This is a genomic window from Rhodococcus ruitaii (assembly GCF_055230935.1).
This window is the reverse complement of record NZ_JBUYWC010000005.1, coordinates 46,385-69,131: the sequence shown is the minus strand read 5'-3', so window position 1 is coordinate 69,131 and position 22,747 is coordinate 46,385. Positions and strand designations below refer to the sequence as shown.

Sequence of the window (22,747 nt, the reverse complement as noted above, 5' to 3'; positions counted from 1 at the left end):
CCCGACATCATCACCTCGGCAGATCTCGCACACCCCGCCCCGCAACCCCCCGACGCGATCACCGACGCCATGCGCCGACTGCGGGACAAGGCCGCATCCGACAACACACGCGCGGCGCAACTGAACGACTGGGACACCTACACCCGCTGGTGCCACAGCACGGGACACAGCCCCCTCCCGGCGACACCCGACCAGATCTCCTGGTTCATCACCGAGAAATCAGCCGAAGTCCGCGCCGACGGCCGCCATGCCTATGCACCGTCGACCCTGTCCCGGTGGGTCTCGACCATCAACAAGATGCACTCCCTCGCGGGATATCCGAAACCCGGGCACCATGAATCGGTCCGCGACCTCCTGCGGGGAATCCGCCGCGAGCGCAGCACCCCACCAGCCCGGCGGACCCCACTACTCACCGACGATATCCGCACGATCCTCACCCACATGCGCGCCGACGCCGCGGCCGCCGGATGGGCCGAACGCGTTGCCGAACGCCGCGACGCTGCACTCCTTCTCATAGGACTCGCCGGGGCACTGCGCCGATCCGAACTGACTGCGCTCACCGTCGCCGACGTCGCCCCACACCGCGCCGACGGCCTCTACATCACCGTGCGTCAATCCAAAACCGACCGCAACGCGCGCGGGCGCACCGTCACCCTCCCGCACGGACACGATCCGCATACCTGCCCGGTGTGCGCCTACCGGCGCTGGCGTGACGTCCTCGATACCTGGGATGACGGAGGCAGGCCCGCGGTTGCGGCACTGCTCGAACGCGCCGACGAGGGGCCGATGCAGCATTGCTGCCGGGGCCTCGCCGCCGGGGCGAAGCCCGGTGGGAACCGTGCACTGTTCCGGCCGGTGCACCGCACCGGATCGCTCGGCGCCGAGGCATTGTCCGGGCAGTCGGTGCATTCTATGATCCAGCGCCGCGCCCGCAGAGCCGGGTTCAGCGACGACCTCGTCGCGACCCTCGGTGGACACAGCCTCCGTGCCGGATTCGTCACCCAGGCCGTCCGCGGTGGCGCCACCACTCAGACGATCATGACCCAGACCGGGCATGCCGACGAACGCATGGTCGCGCTCTACAGCCGTCAGCACGCCGGCCTCGTCGCCAACGCTGTCACCAGGCTTGGGCTCTGAGCATCTCCGCTCAGCTCACCCGCAACGTCTGTACCTGCGGCCAGATCTCGTTCCACGACATGGTGCGGCCGGACAGCAGCCACACGCCGGTGTCGATCTCGTCGCTCACCGGCCCTCGTAACTGCGTCGCCTCGGTGAAGAACGGCGCGAGAGCCGACGGATCCGTCCCCGCGAACAGCACATCGGTCTGTGAGTCGTCAGGTAGCGGAAAATATCCGTAGGCGCGGTTCGGGCTGTGGGCGGAGGGCAGGTCGACTGTCGCCGCATATCCGTCGAGGTACGCGGCGATGATGTACGACTGGCCGATCACCGCGGTACGGTCACGATCGTCTGCAGGCAGGTCCCGGTACGCCGCAGCTGTGCTCTCTGCGATCCTCTCACCCACATCACTGTTGGAGATCCCTACCGATGTCGCGAGCACGGTCCCGGCAACGAGTGCACTGACCGCGAATGCCGGCCACACCGTCCAACCCCACCGACCCGTCCAACCCCACCGACCCGTCCAACCCCACCGACGCAGCCCGCGTTCACGTCGTCGCTGCAATCCCACCGCCCCGACTGCGATGAGAGCGCCGTGGAACCCCGCGAGATAGTACGGCCGGCCCGCGGTGACCGTGAAGACGATCAGCAAGATGACGAAGGCAACTCCGAGAAACCGATACTGGCGGAACTCCCGATCGCGCAGCACCCACCACAATCCGGCCAGCACCAGGACGGTGCCCACGACACCGGCCCACACCACCATCTGGACCGTCACCGAGACCCGCCCGCCGTACAGAGCCTCGGCTTCCTCGGCAACGATCTCGGACATCAACAGCTGAGGCCACCCGTGCGCGGCCTGCCAGATCACCGTCGGCGCGGTGAGCACGGCTGCGATACCCACACCCGCCCAGAACATCGGTCGGCGCAACACCTCACGTGGCCCGCACACCAGCACAGCGACCACCAGCGCCACACACAACAACACCACCTGGAATTTCGTCTCCGCAGCAATCCCCGCGACCACACCGACGGCAAGCAGCAGTCGGTCGTCGCGGACACGCACCCATCGCACGAGCAACCACAACACCAGCAACCATTGCACCGGTTCGAGGGTGTACGGCGTGAGCCAGTGCCCGAACAATGCAGCCGAGATCGATGTCGCCTGCGCCGCGGCAGCGATGCCCTGCGCCCGCCGGTCTCCGCCGAGCTCACGCGCGATCATCGCTGTCACGACGACAGCCGCGACCGTCGCCACGATGGGCACAAGCCTCAGCACCAGGATCGACCCAGGTGCAACGACATCTGCCATCCACGCCAGCAGCGGTGCGACAGGCGGTTGATCGGCCGAGCCCCAGTCCAGATGATCACGGCCGATTGCGAGCATGTACACCTCGTCGAACCAGTAGCCGTTGCTGCCGGCCACAGCGGCGATGCCATGCGCGACAGCGACGAGAGCTGCGATCGGCCACACGACGCGGCCCGCGAACGGGTGCATCCGCTCTTGCTCGAGGGGCGCAGCGCCATCTGCGCGCTGGTCTGCTTCTCGGGCCCACGCCATGGGCACTCAACTCCCGAAGCCGCTCGATTCGTACGAGTGTCGACGGCCACGCCGCGCAGGCGCGTCGGACCGCCTTGCGGGCCACCCACCGCTGAATCCGAGATCGACGAGTAGGACGCCTGTGCGGTGGGTACCGTTCTTGCAGAGGGTACGCGAATGAGCCGGTTGTGCAGCACAACATCACGGTCGGTTGTCGTCGATGAGGAGCCTGATGCAGACCGCTGACGCTGAACCCACCATCCTGACCGATGGGGACGTCCACGATCTCGACGCATGGTGGCGGGCCGCCAACTACCTGTCCGTCGGGCAGATCTATCTCATGGACAACCCGCTGCTACGCGAACCACTACGAGCCGAGCACATCAAACCGCGCCTTCTCGGGCACTGGGGCACCACCCCGGGGCTGAACTTCATCTACGCGCATCTGAACCGCGCGATCCTCACCCGGGATCTCGACATGATCTACATCATGGGGCCCGGCCACGGCGGGCCCGGCCCGGTCGCCGCAGCGTGGCTCGAAGGAACATACAGCGAGATCTACCCCGACGTCTCCCAGGACGAAGCCGGCATGCAGCGTCTGTTCACCCAGTTCTCGTTCCCCGGGGGCATACCCAGTCACGTGGCCCCGGAAACCCCCGGATCCATCCACGAGGGCGGCGAACTCGGGTACTCGCTGTCCCACGCGTACGGCGCCGCATTCGACAACCCCGATCTCGTGGTCGCAGCGGTCATCGGAGACGGCGAAGCCGAAACCGGCCCACTCGCCGCGAGCTGGCACTCCAACAAATTCGTCGATCCACGCCGCGACGGTGCCGTACTTCCGATCCTCCACCTCAACGGATACAAAATCGCCAATCCCACACTTCTCGAGCGCATCGGCGACGACGAACTCGAATCGCTCCTTCGCGGATACGGACACGAACCGATCGTCGTGTCAGGTCACGACCCCGATTACATGCACCGGCACTTCGCGGATGCGCTGGACCGCTGTCTCGACCGCATCACCGAGATCCAGCAGCAAGCCCGGCTGTCCGGCAACAGCGACCGACCGTCGTGGCCGATGATCGTGCTGCGTTCCCCGAAAGGCTGGACAGGTCCGGTCGAGGTCGACGGGCTCCCGATCGAAGGCACCTGGCGGGCACATCAAGTGCCGTTCGCGCACGCCCGCGACAACGAGGAGCACCGCGACATCCTCGAACACTGGATGCGCAGCTACCGCCCTGACCAACTGTTCGACGACAACGGAACACCCGTGCCGGACCTGCGCACCCTGAACCCCGCCGGACCCCGGCGCATGAGCGCTAATCCACACACCAACGGCGGTCCCGCGATCCGGGATCTCGCCTTACCCGATTTCCGCGACCACGCGGTGGCCGTCGATCTGTCCGGGCACGACTTTGCCGAATCCACCCGAATCCTGGGCGCGTTCCTCCGCGACGTCATGCGCGACAACCCGACAATCTTCCGCATGGTCGCCCCCGACGAGCACAACTCCAACCGGCTGGACAAGGTCCTCGACGCCACCGACCGCACCTGGAACGCCGAGATACTGCCGACCGACGATCACCTCGCACCCGACGGCCGGGTCATGGAGATCCTGTCCGAACACACCTGCCAGGGCTGGCTCGAAGGATACCTGCTGACCGGACGACACGGACTGTTCTCCTGCTACGAGGCGTTCGTGCACATCGTCGACTCGATGGTCAACCAGCATGCCAAATGGCTGCGCACCACCAACCGGATCGGCTGGCGTCGCCCCATTCCTTCCCTCAACTATCTCCTCACCTCACACGTGTGGCGTCAGGACCACAACGGGTTCTCCCATCAGGACCCAGGATTCATCGATCACGTCGTCAACAAGAAGTCCGACGTGATCCGCGTGTACCTACCGCCCGACGCCAACACCCTGCTTTCGGTTACCGACCACTGTCTGCGCACCCGCCAGTACATCAACGTCATCGTCGCCGGGAAACAATCTCAGCCGCAGTATCTTTCCATCGACGATGCCATCGTCCACTGCACCAAAGGGATCGGCATCTGGGACTGGGCCGGCACCGACCGCGATGCAGAACCCGACGTAGTGCTCGCCTGCGCCGGCGACGTCCCCACCATGGAAACCCTCGCCGCAGTGGAGATTCTCCACGAATGGTTCCCCGACCTGCTGATCCGAGTGGTCAACGTCGTCGACCTGATGCGCCTCCAGGACGACCGAGAACACCCGCACGGATTACCCGACGCCGACTTCGACGCCTTGTTCACCACCGACACACCCGTGGTGTTCGCCTACCACGGATACCCATGGCTCATTCACCGGCTCACCTACCGCCGGCGCAACCACGACAACCTCCACGTGCGTGGATACATCGAAGAGGGCACCACCACAACCCCGTTCGACATGTGTGTCCTCAACAGGATCGATCGATTCGATCTGGCCTTGGATGTCATCGACCGTGTCGAACGACTCCTCCCGGTGGCCGCCTACGCGCGCGAACACCTGAAGAACACGCTGGTCAGGCACCGGCAATACATCCGGAAGCACGGCGAGGACATGCCCGAGATCGCCGACTGGCGCTGGCGCGGCCTCGACCGCTGAACACCGCTGGGTCACCGTGCGCGTCGCACCAGCCGTCCGTCGACGAACGCCTCACGATCCACATCATCGAGCGAGGCCACCACGAGATCCGCACCTGCCTGCGCCAACTCGCGCTCGTCGCCGGCACGCGCCACACCGAGCGCGACCATCGCGCCGGCCTTCGCGGCCTGCACACCGCTGACCGCGTCCTCGACCACCACACACCGCTCCGCTGTCACACCGAGTTGGGCGGCTGCGGTGAGGAAGATCTCCGGATCCGGCTTGCCTCTGACGAAATCGCGACCCGACAGGTCTGCGTCGAACACGTCGAGCAGAGTGGTGTCGCCGCCTCCGTACGCGCCGAGCCGGATCGCCCGCAGGAACCGGTGGGCGTTCTTCGACGACGACGCCGCCGCGACGGGAATACCCGCGGACCGCACCGCCATCACCAACCGCACTCCGTCGGCATACGCGTCGAACCGGCCCCCATCGATCATCCGGAGCAGTATCGTCTGCTTACGCTCCGCGTACTCGCTCTCACGCGACTGCGCGCCCGGGACGTCGAAGTACTCGAGGCAGGCCAGCGCGCCTGCATGCCGCGGCTTCCCGGACAGCACCTCGCGGTAGACCCGGGAGGTGAACGCACTCGGAGACCAGGCGGACCGCTCGGCCACATCCCGCCACGGGCCCGTCATGAGCTCGGCCAGCGACTCTCGCCAGGCCACCTCGTGTGGTGAGTCGACGAGCACCCCGTCGACGTCGAAGATCGCACCTGCGAACCCCGCCCCGGGAAAACTGCCCTCGCGCGTCATGGGTAGCCTGCTCGCTCAGGCGGGCAGGGGAGTGGTCGGGACCCGGAACTCGTGCGATTGCCCCGCACCGAGCTGCACCGTCTCTCCGTTGACGGCGACCCGCACCGGCACCCGGAACCCCTCGGTCTCAGCACGCACCGACAAGTTCTGACCGGAGATCTGCACCCGCAACGGGGTGCCCCGATACCGCATGGAGAACGACACCCCGTCGAGGTGAGAGAGCAACCGCGGCCGGAACACCAGCACCCCGTCGTAGATCCGGGCACCGACGTAGTAGCGCTGCACCAGATCCAAGGTCCCGGCCATGACACCCATGTGGATCCCCTCCTTGGTGGTACCGCCCTGCAGATCGCTCACATCGCTCTCGAGGGCAACCTTGAACCGCTCCCACGACGAGTCGGGATCGAACCCCGCGAGCACACCCGCGTACGCGACGAAGCTGAGCGTGGACCCGTGCGAGGTACGCTCGTCGTAGTAGTCGACCGTGCGCCGCACGAGATCCCTGTCGTACTCGTAGCCGAGACGCTCGAAGATCAGCCGCAACTCGTGGTCGTCGAACAGGAAGAACAGCATCACCGCATCCGCCTGTTTCGACACCTTGACACGATTGGGATCGTGCCCCTCGGCGCGCAGGATCCGGTCCATCCTCTGGATGTTCGAATACTCCGCGCGATAGTGATCCCAATCGATCTCGTCGAGATTCTCGTATCCCTCGAACTGACTGATCACCCCGTCGTGGAACGGAACGAACATCTTCCGGCTAATCTCCGACCACCGCTGCAACTCTTCGTTGGTCACCCGCAGCGCCGCCCTCAGCGCCGTCTGCCTGCTGGTCGACAGCAGTTCGAGTACCTCGATCGCCTTCGCCGCGATCCACGCCACCATCACGTTCGTATAGGCATTGTTGTGCAACCCGGCCTCGTCCGACTCGGGATAGCGCTCGTGGAACTCGTCGGGTCCCATCACCCCGTGGATCTCGTAGCGATCCCGCTCGGGGTTGTACTCGGCAATCGACGCCCAGAACCGGGTGATCTCGAGCATCATCTCGGCGCCCTGGTCGGCGAGGAACTCGAAGTCGTCGGTCGCCTGGTAGTACCTCCACACGTTGTGGAAGATCGCCGCACTCACGTGGCGCTGATGACGGCTCAGATCCGGATCCCACAGACCTGACCGCGGATTGAGATGGACGAGCTGAGTCTCCTCCGTCCCGTCCGATCCGCTCTGCCACGGGTACATCGCACCCCGGTACCCGGACTCGGCCGCCGCCGCCTGGGCCTCGGCCAATCGCCGGTACCGATACATGATCAGTCCTTTGGTGACCTCCGGAATCCTCAGATCCAAGAACGGATACACGTACAGTTCATCCCAGAAGACGTGCCCACGATAGGCTTCCCCGTTCAGTCCGCGGGCCGGAACACCCGCATCCAGACGCGAGGTGTGACGGGAACAGACCTGGAGAACATGCGCGACGTGCAAGCGCAGCAGCAACTGCGTGCGGGGTTCCCTGGGCAGCCGGATATCGCAGATGTCCCACAGTTCGTCCCAGGCCGCGGCATGCTCTTCCCAGGCCGCGGCGAAATCGGAGTAACGCAACACATGTCGGCCGGCGGACGCGAGAGGCTCGGTGATCGCATCGTCACGGGAGGTGAACATCGACACGATCTTCTCCACGCGGACCGCGCTACCCTCGGCGACGTCGAAGGCCAGGACCTGCTGGATATAGTCCTCCATCTGATACAGGTCGCGCTCGACGTCGATGGGCTCAGTGTTGTTGCCGGAAAACACCCGGGTGCGTGCGGCCTGCGCGATGTAGATGTCCGACTGCCGGGTCTGAACTTTCAATGCGATGGTGTCAGGACCGAAGGTGCGAGGTGTGACCGGATCGAGATGGCGCCCCTCGAGATCGCGATAACGGGCCACCGCGCGATTCGACACACGACCGTCGATCGCCGAGACGATCTCGACGCGGCCGGACCAGTTCTCGGGCGTGAGGGTCCATTCGAGTGCACCCTGATGCGAATGCGCCATGCTGACGAAACGTCGAGTCACCAAAGACGTCTCGCGTCCGTTCCGATCCCGGAAGCGAAGTTCTCGGATAACCGTCGCGGTGCGGATGTCGTACACGTGCCGGTAGGCCAGCACCTCGACATTCGACAACCGGATCGCGTCCTCGCCGTCGATGCGCAGTTTGAGGACCAGCCAGTTCGGGAGGTTGACCAGATCCTCGTTGTGGACGGGACTTCCGCCCATGACGGTCGTCTCGCGGTTGTAGCAGCGGTGCGCGTAGGTGCCGGGGTAGTGGACCTCGCCCGCGTCCTCCCACTCGGCGGCGCCGCGGGTACAGAAGTATCCGTTGCCGGTCGAGGTCATCGATTCCCTCAGGCCCTCCGACTCGGGATCGAACCGGTCGTACTCGAGGCTGAACTCGGGGTCGTACACGGATTACCTCCTGGCGGTCGAACCGTTCGGCTACATGATCGTCAACAACCCAGCTCGGACAGGAAGCGTGCCACGTCGTCGACCGACGCGAGCCCGAATTCGGCGGCGGTGACCCGATTCGTCATCTCGGGATCGTCGGGGCTGCCGACGAGAATCCCGATTCCTGGGCCGCGGAGAGCGGCGAACGCGTCCTCGTCGGTGATGTCGTCGCCGAGGTACAGCGGGACGATGTCGTCGGAGTCGAGGCCGAGCGCGTCGATCAGGTGCAGGACGGCCTTGCCCTTGTTCCAGTCGACCGCCGGCCGCAGCTCGTAGACCATTTTCCCGGGAATCACCTCGACTCGGTCGCGCAACTCGTCGAGCAACGCGCCGACGACATCGTGTGTGTGCTGACGTGCCTCCGGCCCGGCGTTCCGGTAATGCACGGCCACCGAGGCCCGCTTCGGTTCGAGGGTTACCCCGTCGGTGTCGGCGAGTCGTTCGCGCAGCGTCGCGGTGGTGTCGGCGACAAGTTCGGTGAAGTCGCCGAGGGAATCGGGGGAGATCACGCCTTGCCCGGGCGTCCAGATGTCGAAACCGTGACTTCCCGCGACCGTGAGGTCGTCGATGCCCATCAGGTGCTGAACGACGGTGCGGTCGCGGCCGGTGACGATGCACACGGGGCAGCGGTCGGCCAACGCACGGACGGTGGTGCGCATGGTGGCGGACAGGACTGCGTCGTCGGGCCTGTCGACGATGGGGGTGAGCACGCCGTCGTAGTCGAGGAATACGGCGGGCCTGCGTCCGTTCAGTCGACGTGCCACTGCTGCCGAGTCGAGCGCCGAGGGAAGGTCTCCGACCGCCGACGTGGAATCCATCTCGGCCGAACCTCCTTATGTGCGTGTGCTGCCACCTCGAACCGTACAGGCACCCCGCGCGCCGGTCAGTGGATGGGGCGACGCCAGTGCGCTTCGTCTTCGGTCAGGCGCGCACGCAGGTGCTCGGCGGCGTCCTGATTGCGGAACGGGCCGGACAACAGGTCTGCGTACACGTGCGACGGCGCGACGCTGCGAAGGGACCGGGTGCGGTCCATGCGATCGAACACCACCGGCGACCACGGAATCGCGACCACCACGTCGCCACCGCGATCTACGGGGCGCAGCCCCAGCGCACCGGCGAAGTCGTCGGGATCGTCGGCATACAGTTCCAGGACGTCGGATTCTGCGTAGTCAGTGGCACCGACACCGCTGAGCGCGTAGGTGATGTCGATTCGTTCGGCGAGCTGGTTCCGCACGATCTCGAGGCCGTCCGGCGCCGCGAAGCGACGGGTTGCGCACATCTTCCGATCCGCGGCCCAGGCGCGCAGCATCTGTTCCCACCGCACCTCGGTGATGCCCCCGCGGGGGATGCGCCGGATGAATTCTCGCTCCATGAGCACTTCCACCACGCGGTAGGTGGCGCCGGTGGACGCGCCGGAGAGCGTGATCAGTTCGGGCACGGTCATCTCACCGGAGTGGTCGGCGAGGGCTCGGACGACTCGGTCGGACGGTTCTCCGGTGAGCACACCCGAGGGGCGTCCAGGGCCCCGCCACGGATCTGCGTCGGCCCCGCGATTGCGCACCCACATAGCGGGGCGGGACGCGACCAGTGTGAGGTTTCCCGTGGCATCCGCGTAGGAGATGCCGTGCTGGTCGAGCTGCCGGCGCACGGGATCGGACAGGTAGTGCGCGCACACGAAGCCGCGGTCGGAGTCGGAGAGTTCGGCGGCGATCCGCGCGACGTCGCCGCTGAGGACACCCCGCGACGGGACGATCGCGAACGACACGGCCTCACCCTCGGGGGAGGTGACGACCAATCGCTGGGGAGCCTCGGGGGAGCGAGGCCTGTCGCTGGACAGCGTCCATCCCAGAGGAAGGCATGCTTCGAGGCAGACCGCCGCGCGGCGATAGATGTCGATCGGCCGCTCGGGCTTGGGGCCGGCAGCTTCGGTCGTCTCCGGTGAGTCTTGTCGCGTCACATCCGCCACACTATCAGTCTGTATGGGACGGAAAAGAAGATTAAACGAAATATTCGTGATGTCTGCGCATCACCTCAGCGCAAGCCGCGAAGTGGGATGGGTGCATGCGCTAACTTCATCGACATGAGTGACACCGCGCGCCGCATCGCGTTCATCCAGGCCACATGGCACCGCACTATCGTCGACCAGGCGAAGGAAGGATTCACCGACGAGATCGTCGCGCTGGGGCACGCGAAGGGCTCGCTGGACTTCTTCGAGGTTCCCGGTGCATTCGAGATTCCACTGCACGCTCAGCGGCTCGCTCGCACCGGGCGGTATGACGCGATCGTCGCGGCCGGGCTCGTCGTGGACGGCGGGATCTACCGCCACGACTTCGTGGCCACGGCTGTGATCGACGGTCTGATGCGTGTTCAGCTCGACACGGATGTTCCGGTGTTTTCGGTTGTGCTCACCCCCCATCACTTCCACGAGCACGAGGAGCACATCAACTACTTCACGCGCCACTTCGTCACCAAGGGAGCGGAAGCGGCGCGTGCTGTCGATGCGACACTGAAGTCTCTGCGCGCACTCCCGGCGGGGGAGTAGTAGCGGTCCGAGGGCCCTCGGTTTCGGTGGGGAAGTAGGCCTCCCCGAGATGGGCATCGAGCCAGTCGGGTAGTGGCAGAGAGCATTTCTGGAAGATCTGAGTGGGCAGTGGCTCCTGGATCGAGCGAGTCGCTGTGCACGAAGACGGAATCGGGGTGCAGCGCCCCACAAATATTCTGAACAAGACGGAAGTACAAGAAAAACAGAATAGCCGCAACTTCAAGAACCTCCTCACCACCAGCCACGACAATCAGCGCTCGGTCGCCGACACCTGATCCGACGGCATCATCATCGGCGCCATCACAGCGAGCAGCACTGCGGGGACGACAAATGCCGCGGCCGGGTGTGTGGCATACAGGGGAGTCAACGCTGCAGGAGCAAGGGCCGCGCCTCCGAAGCGAAATGCCAGCACCACTGAGACCGCACCACCCCGATTACCTCCGGAGTCGCCGAGGACCGCGGCGTTTACCGCGACCAGGACGCACTGCGAGGAAATACCGGCGACGAACCACACGGCCGCGACGACGGCGATGCTTCCCAACGTCCCTGCTGCGACGAGTAGGGCAGCGCCGGACACTGCACCGACGAGGACCGAACGGTGCGCACCGATCCGGTCGATGAGCATTCCCACACGGCGCGCCGTGAGGATCCCTGCCAACCCGAACATGGTGAGCAGCGCACCTCTACCCGCGGGGGAGAGGTCGAAGTCGTCTTCGACACGGAATGCCAGGAGAAAACCCAACCCGCCGAGTGCGCCGAAGCCGAGGAGCGCGACCACTCCGACCCGGAGCACACGTGGACGTAGAGCGTCGCGTAGTCGGGCCGGACCTTCCTCGGCTTCGTTCATTCGGTCGGGCAACCCGATCACTGCGAGAACGACGGCCACAGCGGCGAGTACGACGAACGACCATCTCCAGTTCACCTCGGCTGCGAGACCACCCACGAGCGGCGCTGTGGTCTGCCCGGCAGCCTGCATCGCGCCGAACAGGCCGAGCGCCCGACCGAGGGTCGCTCGTGGAGTGATCGCAGCGAGCGCCGCGAGTAGCAGGGGTGTCGTGAACGCGTTGGCTGCGCCCTGCAGCATGCGGGTGCCGATCAGCAGCGAGAATGTCGGCGCGAGTGCCGCAGCGACCGAGACCGCCGCGTACACCACGTAGGCAGTACGCACAGTCCGCAAGCGGCCCCAGCGTGCGCCGAGAGTTCCGGAGAACAACATGAACACGGCGAACACGCCCAGGTACGCGGTGACCGTCGTCGCTGCGACCCCGGCTGACACTCCGGTGTCTTCTCCGATCTCGGGCAGCATCGACACAACAACGCCACCGCCGAACGGACCGAGGAATCCGCCGGCGTACAGTGCCGCGCGCTGGAGCGATTCGCGGTATCCACTCACTGAGTGAACCCGCCGGGCCCCCTCCGTCGCAGATAGCGCTCGAACTCGGCGGCGAGCGCGTCGCCGTCGATCTTGGAGATCACATCGGAGATGTCGGTTTCGGCGTCGCCGCGTTCTTCGAGACCCCGGACGTAATCGGTGATGTCCTCGTCGTCCTCGGTCATCGAGGTGACGGCCTCTTCCCATTCCTCGGCGAGCGCGGGGAGTTCACCGAGCGGGACCTCGACATCGAGGACGTCTTCGAGGCGGCGCAGCAACGCGACCGTGGCCTTGGGGTTCGGTGGGTTCGACACATAGTGGGGGACGGCCGCCCAGAAGGACACCGCCGGGATTCCCGCGCGCACGCAGGCGTCCTGCAGAACCCCGTTGATGCCTGTCGGTCCTTCGTACCGTGATTTTTCGAGGTTGAACCGCTTGGCGGCCTCAGTACTGTACGCGGTACCGGTCACCGGTACCGGGCGGGTGTGTGGAGTGTCGGCCAACAGGGCGCCGAGCACCACGACGGTGTGGATCCTCAGGTCTTCGACCAGTTCGAGGATCGCGTCGCAGAAGCTCCGCCAGCGCATGTTGGGTTCGATCCCTCGGAGCAGCACGACGTCGCGGTCGCTGCCCGGTGGGGAACACGCGGACAGCCGGGTCGCAGGCCATTCGATCTGCCGGGTCACGCCATCGACAAGGCGGACCTGGGGACGGTTGACCTGGTAGTCGTAATACTCCTCGGAGTCCAGTTCGGCGAACGGTTCGGCGTCCCAGATCAGTTCGAGGTGCTCGACGGCTCCGGTAGCGGCGTCGCCGGCGTCGTTCCATCCTTCGAATGCGGCGACGAGCACCGGGTTGCGGAATTCGGGAACTGCCTGTTCCGGGGTCTCAGGGTACTCACGTGCACTCACCCATCCAGCCTACGGCGGGGTGCGGTTTGTGCGCCCACTACTCTGGTTGCCATGTCCACCCCACTGAACTCTGCCTTGTTCGATGCGCTGAAGCAGCGCGTTGTCATCGGAGACGGGGCGATGGGCACCATGTTGCAGGCTGCGGATCTGTCGCTCGACGACTTCCGTGGCCTGGAGGGGTGCAACGAGATCTTGAACGAGACTCGTCCCGATGTGATCAAAGGGATCCACCGGGCGTACTTCGAAGCCGGGGCCGACATCGTCTCGACCAATACCTTCGGCTGCAACCTGCCCAACCTCGCCGACTACGACATTTCCGATCGCATCCGTGACCTTTCCGAGCGCGGTACCCGGCTCGCGCGGGAGGTGGCGGACGAGATGGGTCCATCCGCCGACGGTGTACCTCGGATGGTGCTGGGTTCGATGGGGCCGGGAACCAAGTTGCCCACTCTCGGTCACGCGCCGTTCGACGTGCTGCGCGACGCCTACAGCGAAGCCGCGCTGGGAATGCTCGATGGCGGTGCCGACGCGATCCTCGTCGAGACCTGCCAGGATCTACTGCAGGCTAAGTCCGCGATCATCGGCAGTCGCCGCGCGATGGCGCAGGCCGGCCGACGGATCCCGATCATCGCTCACGTCACGGTCGAGACCACCGGCACGATGCTCCTCGGTTCGGAGATCGGAGCGGCGCTCACCGCGCTGGAACCTCTCGGCATCGACCTGATCGGGCTGAACTGTGCGACGGGCCCGGCGGAGATGAGCGAGCACTTGCGGTACCTGTCGCAGCATGCCCGCATCCCGGTGTCGGTGATGCCGAACGCCGGCCTGCCGGTGCTCGGCAAGAACGGCGCCGAGTACCCCTTGCAGCCGGACGAGCTCGCCGAGGCCCTGGCCGGGTTCGTCTCCGAGTTCGGGCTCGCACTCGTCGGTGGGTGCTGCGGCACGACACCTGAGCACATCCGTCAGGTCGCGGAGGCGGTGCGCGAGGCGCAGCGGGCGACGCGGAACCCGGAGCACGAGCCGGGGGTGTCGTCGCTGTATACGGCGGTGCCGTTCGAGCAGGACGCGTCGATCCTGATGATCGGTGAGCGCACCAACACGAATGGATCGAAGGCGTTCCGCGAGGCGATGCTCGCCGCGGACTGGGAGAAGTGCCTCGACATCGCGAAGGATCAGATTCGTGACGGCGCGCACATGCTCGACCTCAATGTGGACTATGTGGGTCGGGACGGTGCACTCGACATGGCAGAGCTCGCGTCGCGGTTCGCGACGTCGTCGACGCTGCCGATCATGATCGATTCCACCGAGCCGGAGGTGATCCGGGCGGGGCTCGAGCATCTCGGTGGCCGGTGCGCGGTGAACTCGGTGAACTACGAGGACGGTGACGGGCCGGGGTCGCGGTTCCAGCGGATCATGGCGCACGTCCTGGAGCACGGTGCGGCGGTGGTCGCGCTGACCATCGACGAGGACGGTCAGGCACGGACGGCCGAGCACAAGGTGCGTATTGCCGAGCGGCTGATCACGGATCTGACGGAGAACTGGGGTCTCGACCCCGACGACATCATCGTCGACGCGTTGACGTTCCCCATCTCGACGGGGCAGGAGGAAGTGCGGCGCGACGCGGTGGAAACGATCGAGGCGATCCGCGAGATCCACCGCCTGCATCCGCGGGTGCACTTCACTCTCGGCGTATCGAATGTGTCGTTCGGTCTGAACCCGGCGGCGCGGCAGGTTTTGAACTCGGTGTTCTTGAACGAGTGCACCGAGGCCGGACTCGACACGGCGATCGTGCATGCGTCGAAGATCCTGCCGATGGCGCGGATCCCCGACGAGCAGCGACAGGTCGCGCTGGATCTGGTGTACGACCGGCGCGGTGAAGGTTACGACCCGCTACAGAGACTGATGGAGCTGTTCGAGGGTGTGTCGGCGGCGTCGGCGCGGGAATCCCGCGCGCAGGAGCTCGCTGCGTTGCCGCTGTTCGAGCGTCTGGAGCGGCGGATCGTCGACGGTGAGCGCAACGGTCTCGAGGACGATCTCGACGACGCGATGAAGACGGTGCCGCCGCTGGCGATCATCAACGACACGTTGCTGTCGGGCATGAAGACGGTCGGTGAGCTGTTCGGGTCCGGGCAGATGCAGTTGCCGTTCGTGTTGCAGTCCGCCGAGGTGATGAAGGCGGCGGTGGCGCACCTCGAACCGCACATGGAGTCGACGGGCGACGACGGCAAGGGCCGGATCGTGCTGGCGACCGTCAAGGGCGATGTGCACGACATCGGTAAGAACCTCGTGGACATCATCCTGTCGAACAACGGGTACGAGGTGGTCAACCTCGGGATCAAGCAGCCGATTTCGACGATTCTGGATGCGGCGATCGACAAGCGTGCCGATGTGATCGGCATGTCGGGTCTGTTGGTGAAGTCGACCGTGGTGATGAAGGAGAACCTCGAGGAGCTCAACTCCCGGGGTGTCTCGGAGCAGTTCCCGGTGCTTCTCGGTGGTGCGGCCCTCACGCGGAGCTACGTCGAGAACGATCTCGCCGAGGTGTATGCGGGTGAGGTGTCATACGCGCGTGATGCGTTCGAGGGCCTGACGTTGATGGATCGTGTGATGGCGATCAAGCGCGGCGAGGGTCCGGATCCGAACAGTCCGGAGGCACTCGAAGCCGCGCGCAAGGCGGCCGAACGCAAGGAGCGGCACGAACGCAGCAAGCGCATCGCGGAGAAGCGGAAGGCCGCGGAGACTCCGGTGGAGATTCCGGCCCGCAGCGATGTGGTGGCGGATCTGCCGGTACCGACGCCCCCGTTCTGGGGGTCTCGAGTGGTCAAGGGTATCGCGTTGGCCGACTATGCGGCGCTGGTGGACGAGCGGGCCCTGTTTCTCGGGCAGTGGGGATTGCGGGGGCAGCGTGCCGGTGCCGGCCCCACCTACGAGGAGTTGGTCGAGTCGGAGGGACGGCCGCGGCTGCGGTACTGGTTGGATCGGCTGTCGACCGAGGGAATTCTGCAGCATTCTGCGGTGGTGTACGGGTATTTCCCGGCGGTGTCGGAGGGCGATGATGTGGTGATTCTGATGGAGCCGCATCCGGATGCTGCGGAGCGGTATCGGTTCACGTTCCCGCGTCAGCAGCGGTCGCGGTTCTTGTGCATCGCAGATTTCGTGCGGTCGCGTGAGGATGCGCTCGCGTCGGGTCAGGTCGATGTGTGGCCGTTCCAGTTGGTGACGATGGGTCAGCCGATCGCGGATTTCGCCAACGAGTTGTTCGCGTCGAACTCGTACCGAGATTATCTGGAGGTGCACGGTATCGGTGTGCAGTTGACCGAGGCTCTGGCCGAGTACTGGCATCGACGGATCCGGCAGGAGCTCGCGTTCTCCGGTGGCGGTACCGCTGCGGACGAGGATCCGGACGAGGTGGCCGAGTACTTCAAGCTCTCGTATCGGGGGGCGCGTTTCGCGTTCGGATACGGTGCGTGCCCGGAGCTCGAGGATCGGATCAAGCTCGTCGAGTTGCTGGAACCGGAGCGGATCGGGGTGGAGTTGTCGGAGGAGTTGCAGTTGCATCCTGAGCAGTCCACGGACGCGTTCGTGTTGCATCACCCGGAGGCCAAGTATTTCAACGTGTGAGAATGCCGATTGTAGTTTCGGCGCCGATGCCGCGCCGGAACTACAACCGACGGACTGACCACCGCGCGGTGGTACTGTCACGCCCATGAACTCCGGGACTCCCGCCTTGACGGAGATTCGGCTGACGTCGTTCAAGTCGTTCTCCGGCGAGGTTCTGAGGGTCTCACCTGTCACCGTGCTCACCGGTCGAAACAGTAACGGCAAGTCGAATGCGTTGGACGCGATCGGCGTCCTCGCCAGGATCGCAACCGGTGAGAATCTCTCTTCAGCGCTGGATTCCGCCAGTCGCCCCGATGGTGCGATCCGAGGTGGGTCCGTCGGTTGCGCCCCTCATGGGTCGGATCGTTTCAGCTTGGGATGCACTGTCCTCGTTGATCTCAATCGATATCGATGGGAAATCGAGATTGAGACCGGGGACCGGCTCCACGTGCGCAGCGAGCGATTGATCAGGCAGGCCAATCGTGAAGAGAGGACGCTGTATTACACAGACGACTCTGAAGGCCCCAGCATCGAAGCACGGGTGCACAACGGGAAACGCGGGATCGATCCGGCCAGTTCGTTCTGGCGTGACCGTGCCGTGCTGACTCAGGTCGGTACCGTGTTGAAGGAGAATCAAGCTCATCGATCGGTTCGGCGCGCAGTCGACGCGGTGCGTGCTGCACTCGCAGGCGTATACCATCTGGACCCGGTGCCATCACTGATGCGAGAGTTTGTGCCTCGCAAGGATATTCAATTGCGGCGACATGCCGATAATCTGTCAGCATCCTTGGTGGCGTTGCGGGAGCAGCAGCCCGATGACTACCAGCTCCTCGTCGCTCTCGCGAAGCAACTCGTAGACGATCGAGTGGTCGACATCGAATCGGTCACCAGCCAACTGGATGACGTGATGATCGCACTGTCGGAGCTGCAGGGGCCACTCGAAGCTCACACGATCGAGCGAACGCCCGCAAGAGAGATGAGCGACGGACTTCTTCGGGTACTTGCAGTGGGAACGGCGTTACTGTCGGATCGTGCAGGACTTGATATCGCTGGTGCGCCATCCCCGGACGAAGTCGCTGGTGCACCACTTCTCATCGTCGAGGAGATCGAGAACGGCCTTCATCCATCACAGGCCGGGCAGGTTCTCGAGCTGTTACGCACCGCTGGGGGAGAGCGTGGCAAACGGGTCATCGTCACGACTCACAGCCCGGCGCTACTTGATGCTGCCGAAGGCAAGCTGAACGACAGCATCATCGTTTGTTACCGCGACCGAGTCACAGGTACAAGCCGACTCGTTCCGCTTCCCGAGCTTGCTGGCTACGCTCGGGCCATGGCACACGGTTCCATCGGCGATAACATTTCGCGAGGAAGCTTGACCTCACCAGACGATTCCAGGCCGGACACGACCGAGTTCGACAAACTGTTCGGTGTCGTGTGATCCAAGCCGATCTTCGAGCCGTCTTCGTCGACACATCGATTCTCTGCAATTTCCTGCGAGTTCCCGGATTCGATCAAGACCGTGACGCTGTTCACAGCGAGTACCGAGAGTTCCTCGAGCACGACATCGACATGCTTCTACCGATAACTTCGGTCATCGAAACGGGAAATCATATAGCTCAGAGCAAAGGTGATCGCAGGGCTACTGCACAACGCTTCGTTGCGATGCTGGAAATGGTTGCTGCTGGAACAGCGCCGTGGACCCCTCGCGAAATCACATGGGACTCGAACATGATCGATGCGCTGGTTCAAGGTGTGGCCGACGACGGAATGTTGGCGCAGCTCACCCGCGGAGTCGGTGCGGGTGACGCCCTCATCCTCGCCGAACGTGTGGACTATTGCAGCAGACTGAAATGGCCTGTTTCCACCGTTGGAATCTGGACGCGCGACGCGGGGCTCTTCGCGAGTTCATGATCGATGCCCAACGCTGGCCTGGCGAAGCCTCGACTAGACTCCCGGATCGGCGCAGGTGAGTGGGCTTGCGTCAAAATTGCGTTGATCATGAAGAACCACGGAGTTGAGGACGTTGTCGGTAATCGGTTCGACTGGGCTCGGGGTAGTAAGACTGCAGGCAGTGCTGTGGGACATGGACGGCACGCTGCTCGAATCGGAGCAGCTGTGGGATGTCGGGATGCGCGAGCTGTCGCTGCATCTGGGTGGGCCCATGTCGGAGGAGACCCGGATCTCGACTATCGGGGGTCCGCTGGACCTGTCGGTGTGGCGAACGTTCGACGGCCTGGGGCTCGCCCCGACGCCGGATGAACAGACTGCCGCGGAGGACTGGCTCAATGCGTACATGTCGGGGTTGTTCGCGCAGGGGTTGCCGTGGCGTCCGGGTGCGCAGGAAGCGTTGAGCTCGGTTCGTGCCGTGGGTCTCGGTCAGGCCTTGGTGACCAACACCGGCCGGATGTTGTGCGATGTCGCGCTCGACACCCTCGGTCGCGACCAGTTCGATCACACGGTGTGCGGCGACGAGGTTCCCGCGGGCAAGCCGGATCCGGCACCGTATTTGAAGGCAGCGGAGCTGCTGGGGCTCGATCCGGTGCAGTGTCTCGCGGTCGAGGACTCGCCGACGGGTGCGGCGGCGGCGGATGCGGCGGGGTGCACGGTGCTGGTGGTGCCGTCGCTGACGACAGTGCCGGCGTCGCCGCGGCGGGTGTTCCGGTCGACGCTGGAAGGTCTGTCGGTGGCCGATCTGCACGCACTGCATGCATCCGGGCGGCAGTGATCGTGGCGGTCCCGAAAATCGTCCTGTTCTACAAGTTCACGGTGTTGCCGGATCCGGAGGCGATCCGGTTGTGGCAGCACACCCTGGCGGCGTCGAACGGGTTGACCGGTCGGATCCTGATCTCCGAGCACGGTATCAACGGCACTGTCGGCGGCGATATCGCGGCGGTGAAGAAGTATGTGCGCGGGCTGCGCAGCTATCCGGCGTTCCGTGATGTCGACGTCAAGTGGTCCGACGGACGGGGCGACGATTTCCCGCGGTTGTCGGTGAAGGTGCGGCCCGAGATCGTCACGTTCGGGGCGCCGGACGAGGTAAAGGTCGACGAGAACGGCGTGGTCGGCGGCGGGACACATCTGTCGCCGCACGCCGTACATGCATTGATGACCGAGCGGGACGATGTGGTGTTCTTCGACGGACGCAACAAACTCGAGGCGCAGATCGGGCGGTTCCGGGATGCGGTGGTCCCCGAGGTGGACACCACCCGTGAGTTCATCGCGGAACTGGACAGCGGCCGGTACGACCATCTCAAGTCGAAGCCGGTGGTCACGTACTGCACGGGCGGGGTGCGGTGCGAAGTGTTGTCGGTGTTGATGCGCAATCGTGGTTTCGAGCAGGTGTACCAGCTCGACGGTGGCATCGTCCGGTATGGCGAGACGTTCGGTGATGCCGGGTTGTGGGAGGGCTCGCTCTATGTGTTCGACGGTCGGATGAGCGTGGAATTCTCCGAGGATGCGGTCACGCTGGGGCGGTGCACGATGTGCGGAACGCCGACGTCCCGGTACCGCAACCATCCCGATGTCGACGGTCGGGAGCTGACGTTGGTGTGTGAAGGGTGTGTTCCGGAACCAGCCGTCCTGGGCACGACCGGAGCAGGGTCCTGACGTGGCCGCTGCGCCGTTGCCGGTGCGCGATGGGTTGGGTCCCGATCGGCTTCGCATGCCGGTCGACGGTGCCGCGCGCACGGTGCTCGGATTTCTGCGCGACGCGCATCCGGAGGAGGACTGGCACGTCCGGATCGCGGCGCGGGAACTCGTCGATGAGCACGGGCGGCAGGTGGACGAGCTGACTCGGTTCCGGCCGGGCCGGTTCGTGTATTTCTATCGGGAGCCGCCGCCGGAGACGCCGGTGCCGTTTCCGGTGGAGGTGCTGTATCGCGGTGACGGGTTGGTGGTGGTCGACAAGCCGCATTTCCTGTCGACTATCCCGCGGGGTGCGCATATCCGGGAGACGGTGACGGTGCGGTTGCGGCGGGATCTGGATCTGCCGGATCTGGTGCCGGTGCATCGGCTCGATCGGATGACCGCCGGGGTGTTGCTGTGCACGAGTGATCCGGTGTTGCGGCGTCCGTATCAGGCGTTGTTCGAGCAGCAGCGGGTGCGCAAGGTGTACGAGGCGATCGCGGGGTATCGGCCTGAATTGGAGTTTCCGCGTACGGTGCGGACGCGGATCGTGAAGCGGCACGGTGAGTTGACGGCGACGCAGATGCCGGGCGAGCCGAATTCGGAGACGCTGATCGAGTTGGTGGAGCATCGTGGTGGGCGGGCTCGGTACCGGTTGTTCCCGCTCACGGGTCGTACTCATCAATTGCGGTTGCATCTGATGTCGCTGGGTGTGCCGATCGAGGGGGACAACTTCTATCCGGTGTTCGTGCGCCGCGCGCAGGGGCAGTTCACCGATCCGTTGCAGTTGCTGGCCCGCACTCTGGAGTTCACGGACCCGGTGAGTGGAACGGTGCGGCGATTCGACAGTGCGCGGGAGTTGTCGTGGTGAGTTGAGCGGTGTCCTGATTGTGGGTGCGGGGGCGCAGCATGAAACAATCGGTGTCCGTGAAGACCTTCGATTCCCTGTTCGCCGAGCTGACCGAGCGTGCCGCGACCCGTCCTGAGCGTTCCGGCACCGTTGCTGCGTTGGATGCCGGTGTCCATGCGCAGGGCAAGAAGGTACTCGAGGAAGCCGGCGAGGTGTGGATCGCTGCCGAGTACCAGTCCGATGAGGAGCTCGCCGAGGAGATCTCTCAGCTGCTGTACTGGACGCAGGTGTTGATGGTGGGGCGTGGCCTGAAGCTCGAGGACGTCTACAAGCATCTGTGACGGCCGGTGACCGCCGCTTTCGCGGTGGGTGTGCCGTCCGTGCCTCGGGTGAGTCCTGATCGATCTTCTGTCCCTTCCCGTCCGAAAGGATTCCTTTCATGCTGCGTGTTGCAGTTCCCAACAAGGGTTCGTTGTCCGAGTCCGCCGCTGAGATTCTGCGGGAGGCCGGCTACCGATGGCGTTCGGATTCTCGGGATCTGACCGTGATCGACCCGGTCAACGAAGTCGAGTTCTTCTTCTTGCGTCCGAAGGACATCGCGATCTATGTCGGGTCGGGTGAGCTTGATCTGGGGATCACCGGCCGGGATCTGGCGTTGGATTCGGGTGCGCCTGTCGCCGAGCGGTTGTCGTTGGGTTTCGGGTCGTCTCGGTTCCGGTATGCGGGCCCGAAGGGTCGGGTGTGGGAGATCGAGGATCTGCGGGGTCTGCGAATCGCGACGTCGTACGCGAATCTGGTGCGGAAGGATCTGGCCGAGCGCGGTATCGACGCGACGGTGATTCGGCTCGACGGTGCGGTGGAGATCTCGATCCAGCTCGGTGTCGCGGATGCGATTGCCGATGTGGTGGGGTCGGGTCGCACGCTGCGGCAGCACGATCTGGTGGCGTTCGGGGAGTCTCTGTGCGATTCGGAGGGTGTGCTGATCGAGCGGGAGGGTGCGAACCGGACCGATCGGACTCGCAATCAGCTGATCGCCCGGCTCGAGGGGGTGGTGTTCGCGCAGCAGTACGTGATGATCGACTACGACTGCCCGAAGTCTCTGCTCGATGCGGCGGTGGAGGTGACTCCCGGTTTGGAGTCTCCGACGATCTCGCCGCTGGCGAATGACTATTCGGTGGCGGTGCGGGCGATGGTGCCGCGGAAGGACCACAATGCGGTGATGGATCAGCTTGCGGAGATCGGTGCCCGCGCGATCTTGGCGTCGGATATTCGGTCGTGCCGCGCGATGCGGGGTGTCACCGAGGAGTGA

General features: G+C 64.9%; 18 protein-coding genes. 11 read left to right on the top strand and 7 right to left on the bottom strand.

The features are described 5' to 3' along the window. Positions 1-9 precede the first annotated feature (9 nt). On the top strand, positions 10-1,137 hold the full coding sequence (locus ACZI8W_RS08210) for a site-specific integrase (RefSeq protein ID WP_463368074.1): 1,128 nt from the start codon (positions 10-12) through the stop codon (positions 1,135-1,137). 10 nt (positions 1,138-1,147) lie between these two features. On the opposite strand, the gene ACZI8W_RS08205 is transcribed toward ACZI8W_RS08210, so the two are convergent. Further along, a complete protein-coding gene (locus ACZI8W_RS08205; protein ID WP_463368002.1) occupies positions 1,148-2,677 on the bottom strand; it encodes a glycosyltransferase family 39 protein in 1,530 nt (509 codons plus the stop codon). Positions 2,678-2,888: 211 nt separating this feature from the next. On the opposite strand from ACZI8W_RS08205, the gene ACZI8W_RS08200 reads away from it, so the two are divergent. Then, positions 2,889-5,270 carry a phosphoketolase family protein gene (locus tag ACZI8W_RS08200; RefSeq protein WP_463368001.1) on the top strand — a complete coding sequence of 794 codons (2,382 nt, stop codon included), beginning with the start codon at positions 2,889-2,891 and terminating at the stop codon, positions 5,268-5,270. An 11-nt stretch (positions 5,271-5,281) separates the two neighbouring features. Here ACZI8W_RS08200 and ACZI8W_RS08195 read toward each other — a convergent pair whose 3' ends face one another. From ACZI8W_RS08195 to ACZI8W_RS08180, 4 genes are all read right to left on the bottom strand, one after another. Then, the gene (locus tag ACZI8W_RS08195; protein ID WP_463368000.1) at positions 5,282-6,061 is read right to left on the bottom strand and encodes an HAD family hydrolase; all 780 of its coding nucleotides are present in this window, start codon (positions 6,059-6,061) and stop codon (positions 5,282-5,284) included. Positions 6,062-6,076: 15 nt separating this feature from the next. Further along, the gene (locus tag ACZI8W_RS08190) at positions 6,077-8,500 is read right to left on the bottom strand and encodes a glycoside hydrolase family 65 protein (RefSeq protein ID WP_463367999.1); all 2,424 of its coding nucleotides are present in this window, start codon (positions 8,498-8,500) and stop codon (positions 6,077-6,079) included. A 41-nt stretch (positions 8,501-8,541) separates the two neighbouring features. Beyond that, positions 8,542-9,357 carry a trehalose-phosphatase gene (gene otsB / locus ACZI8W_RS08185; RefSeq protein WP_463367998.1) on the bottom strand — a complete coding sequence of 272 codons (816 nt, stop codon included), beginning with the start codon at positions 9,355-9,357 and terminating at the stop codon, positions 8,542-8,544. Positions 9,358-9,422: 65 nt separating this feature from the next. Continuing rightward, positions 9,423-10,496 (bottom strand): helix-turn-helix domain-containing protein, encoded by a 1,074-nt coding sequence (locus ACZI8W_RS08180; RefSeq protein WP_463367997.1) that lies wholly within the window; start codon positions 10,494-10,496, stop codon positions 9,423-9,425. Between the two features lie 123 nt (positions 10,497-10,619). On the opposite strand from ACZI8W_RS08180, the gene ACZI8W_RS08175 reads away from it, so the two are divergent. Further along, positions 10,620-11,081, top strand: a complete 462-nt coding sequence (locus ACZI8W_RS08175; RefSeq protein WP_463367996.1) for a 6,7-dimethyl-8-ribityllumazine synthase — start codon at positions 10,620-10,622, stop codon at positions 11,079-11,081. A gap of 250 nt (positions 11,082-11,331) precedes the next feature. Here the strand turns inward: ACZI8W_RS08175 and ACZI8W_RS08170 are convergent, their stop codons facing one another. Then, positions 11,332-12,474 (bottom strand): MFS transporter, encoded by a 1,143-nt coding sequence (locus ACZI8W_RS08170; protein ID WP_463367995.1) that lies wholly within the window; start codon positions 12,472-12,474, stop codon positions 11,332-11,334. Continuing rightward, complete coding sequence (locus ACZI8W_RS08165) at positions 12,471-13,364, bottom strand: PAC2 family protein (RefSeq protein WP_463367994.1); 894 nt, start codon at positions 13,362-13,364, stop codon at positions 12,471-12,473. Before ACZI8W_RS08165 ends, ACZI8W_RS08170 begins: the two co-directional genes overlap by 4 nt. A 51-nt stretch (positions 13,365-13,415) precedes the next feature. Between ACZI8W_RS08165 and metH the strand changes: the two genes are divergently transcribed. The 8 genes from metH to hisG all read left to right on the top strand — a co-directional run bounded on the left by metH (position 13,416) and on the right by hisG (position 22,747). Further along, positions 13,416-16,985 (top strand): methionine synthase, encoded by a 3,570-nt coding sequence (gene metH, locus ACZI8W_RS08160; RefSeq protein WP_463367993.1) that lies wholly within the window; start codon positions 13,416-13,418, stop codon positions 16,983-16,985. A gap of 106 nt (positions 16,986-17,091) precedes the next feature. Beyond that, positions 17,092-18,402, top strand: coding sequence for an AAA family ATPase (locus ACZI8W_RS08155; protein WP_463367992.1), 1,311 nt, complete (start codon positions 17,092-17,094; stop codon positions 18,400-18,402). Between the two features lie 290 nt (positions 18,403-18,692). Then, a complete protein-coding gene (locus tag ACZI8W_RS08150) occupies positions 18,693-18,875 on the top strand; it encodes a hypothetical protein (protein WP_463367991.1) in 183 nt (60 codons plus the stop codon). 151 nt (positions 18,876-19,026) lie between these two features. After that, positions 19,027-19,689, top strand: a complete 663-nt coding sequence (locus tag ACZI8W_RS08145) for an HAD family hydrolase (protein ID WP_463368073.1) — start codon at positions 19,027-19,029, stop codon at positions 19,687-19,689. A 2-nt stretch (positions 19,690-19,691) separates the two neighbouring features. Further along, positions 19,692-20,570, top strand: a complete 879-nt coding sequence (gene trhO, locus ACZI8W_RS08140) for an oxygen-dependent tRNA uridine(34) hydroxylase TrhO (RefSeq protein ID WP_463367990.1) — start codon at positions 19,692-19,694, stop codon at positions 20,568-20,570. A gap of 1 nt (position 20,571) precedes the next feature. Next, positions 20,572-21,459, top strand: a complete 888-nt coding sequence (locus ACZI8W_RS08135; RefSeq protein ID WP_463367989.1) for a pseudouridine synthase — start codon at positions 20,572-20,574, stop codon at positions 21,457-21,459. 38 nt (positions 21,460-21,497) lie between these two features. After that, positions 21,498-21,779, top strand: a complete 282-nt coding sequence (locus ACZI8W_RS08130) for a phosphoribosyl-ATP diphosphatase (protein WP_463367988.1) — start codon at positions 21,498-21,500, stop codon at positions 21,777-21,779. A 98-nt stretch (positions 21,780-21,877) separates the two neighbouring features. Then, positions 21,878-22,747: an ATP phosphoribosyltransferase gene (hisG, locus tag ACZI8W_RS08125; RefSeq protein WP_463367987.1), complete on the top strand. Its 870-nt coding sequence runs from the start codon at positions 21,878-21,880 to the stop codon at positions 22,745-22,747.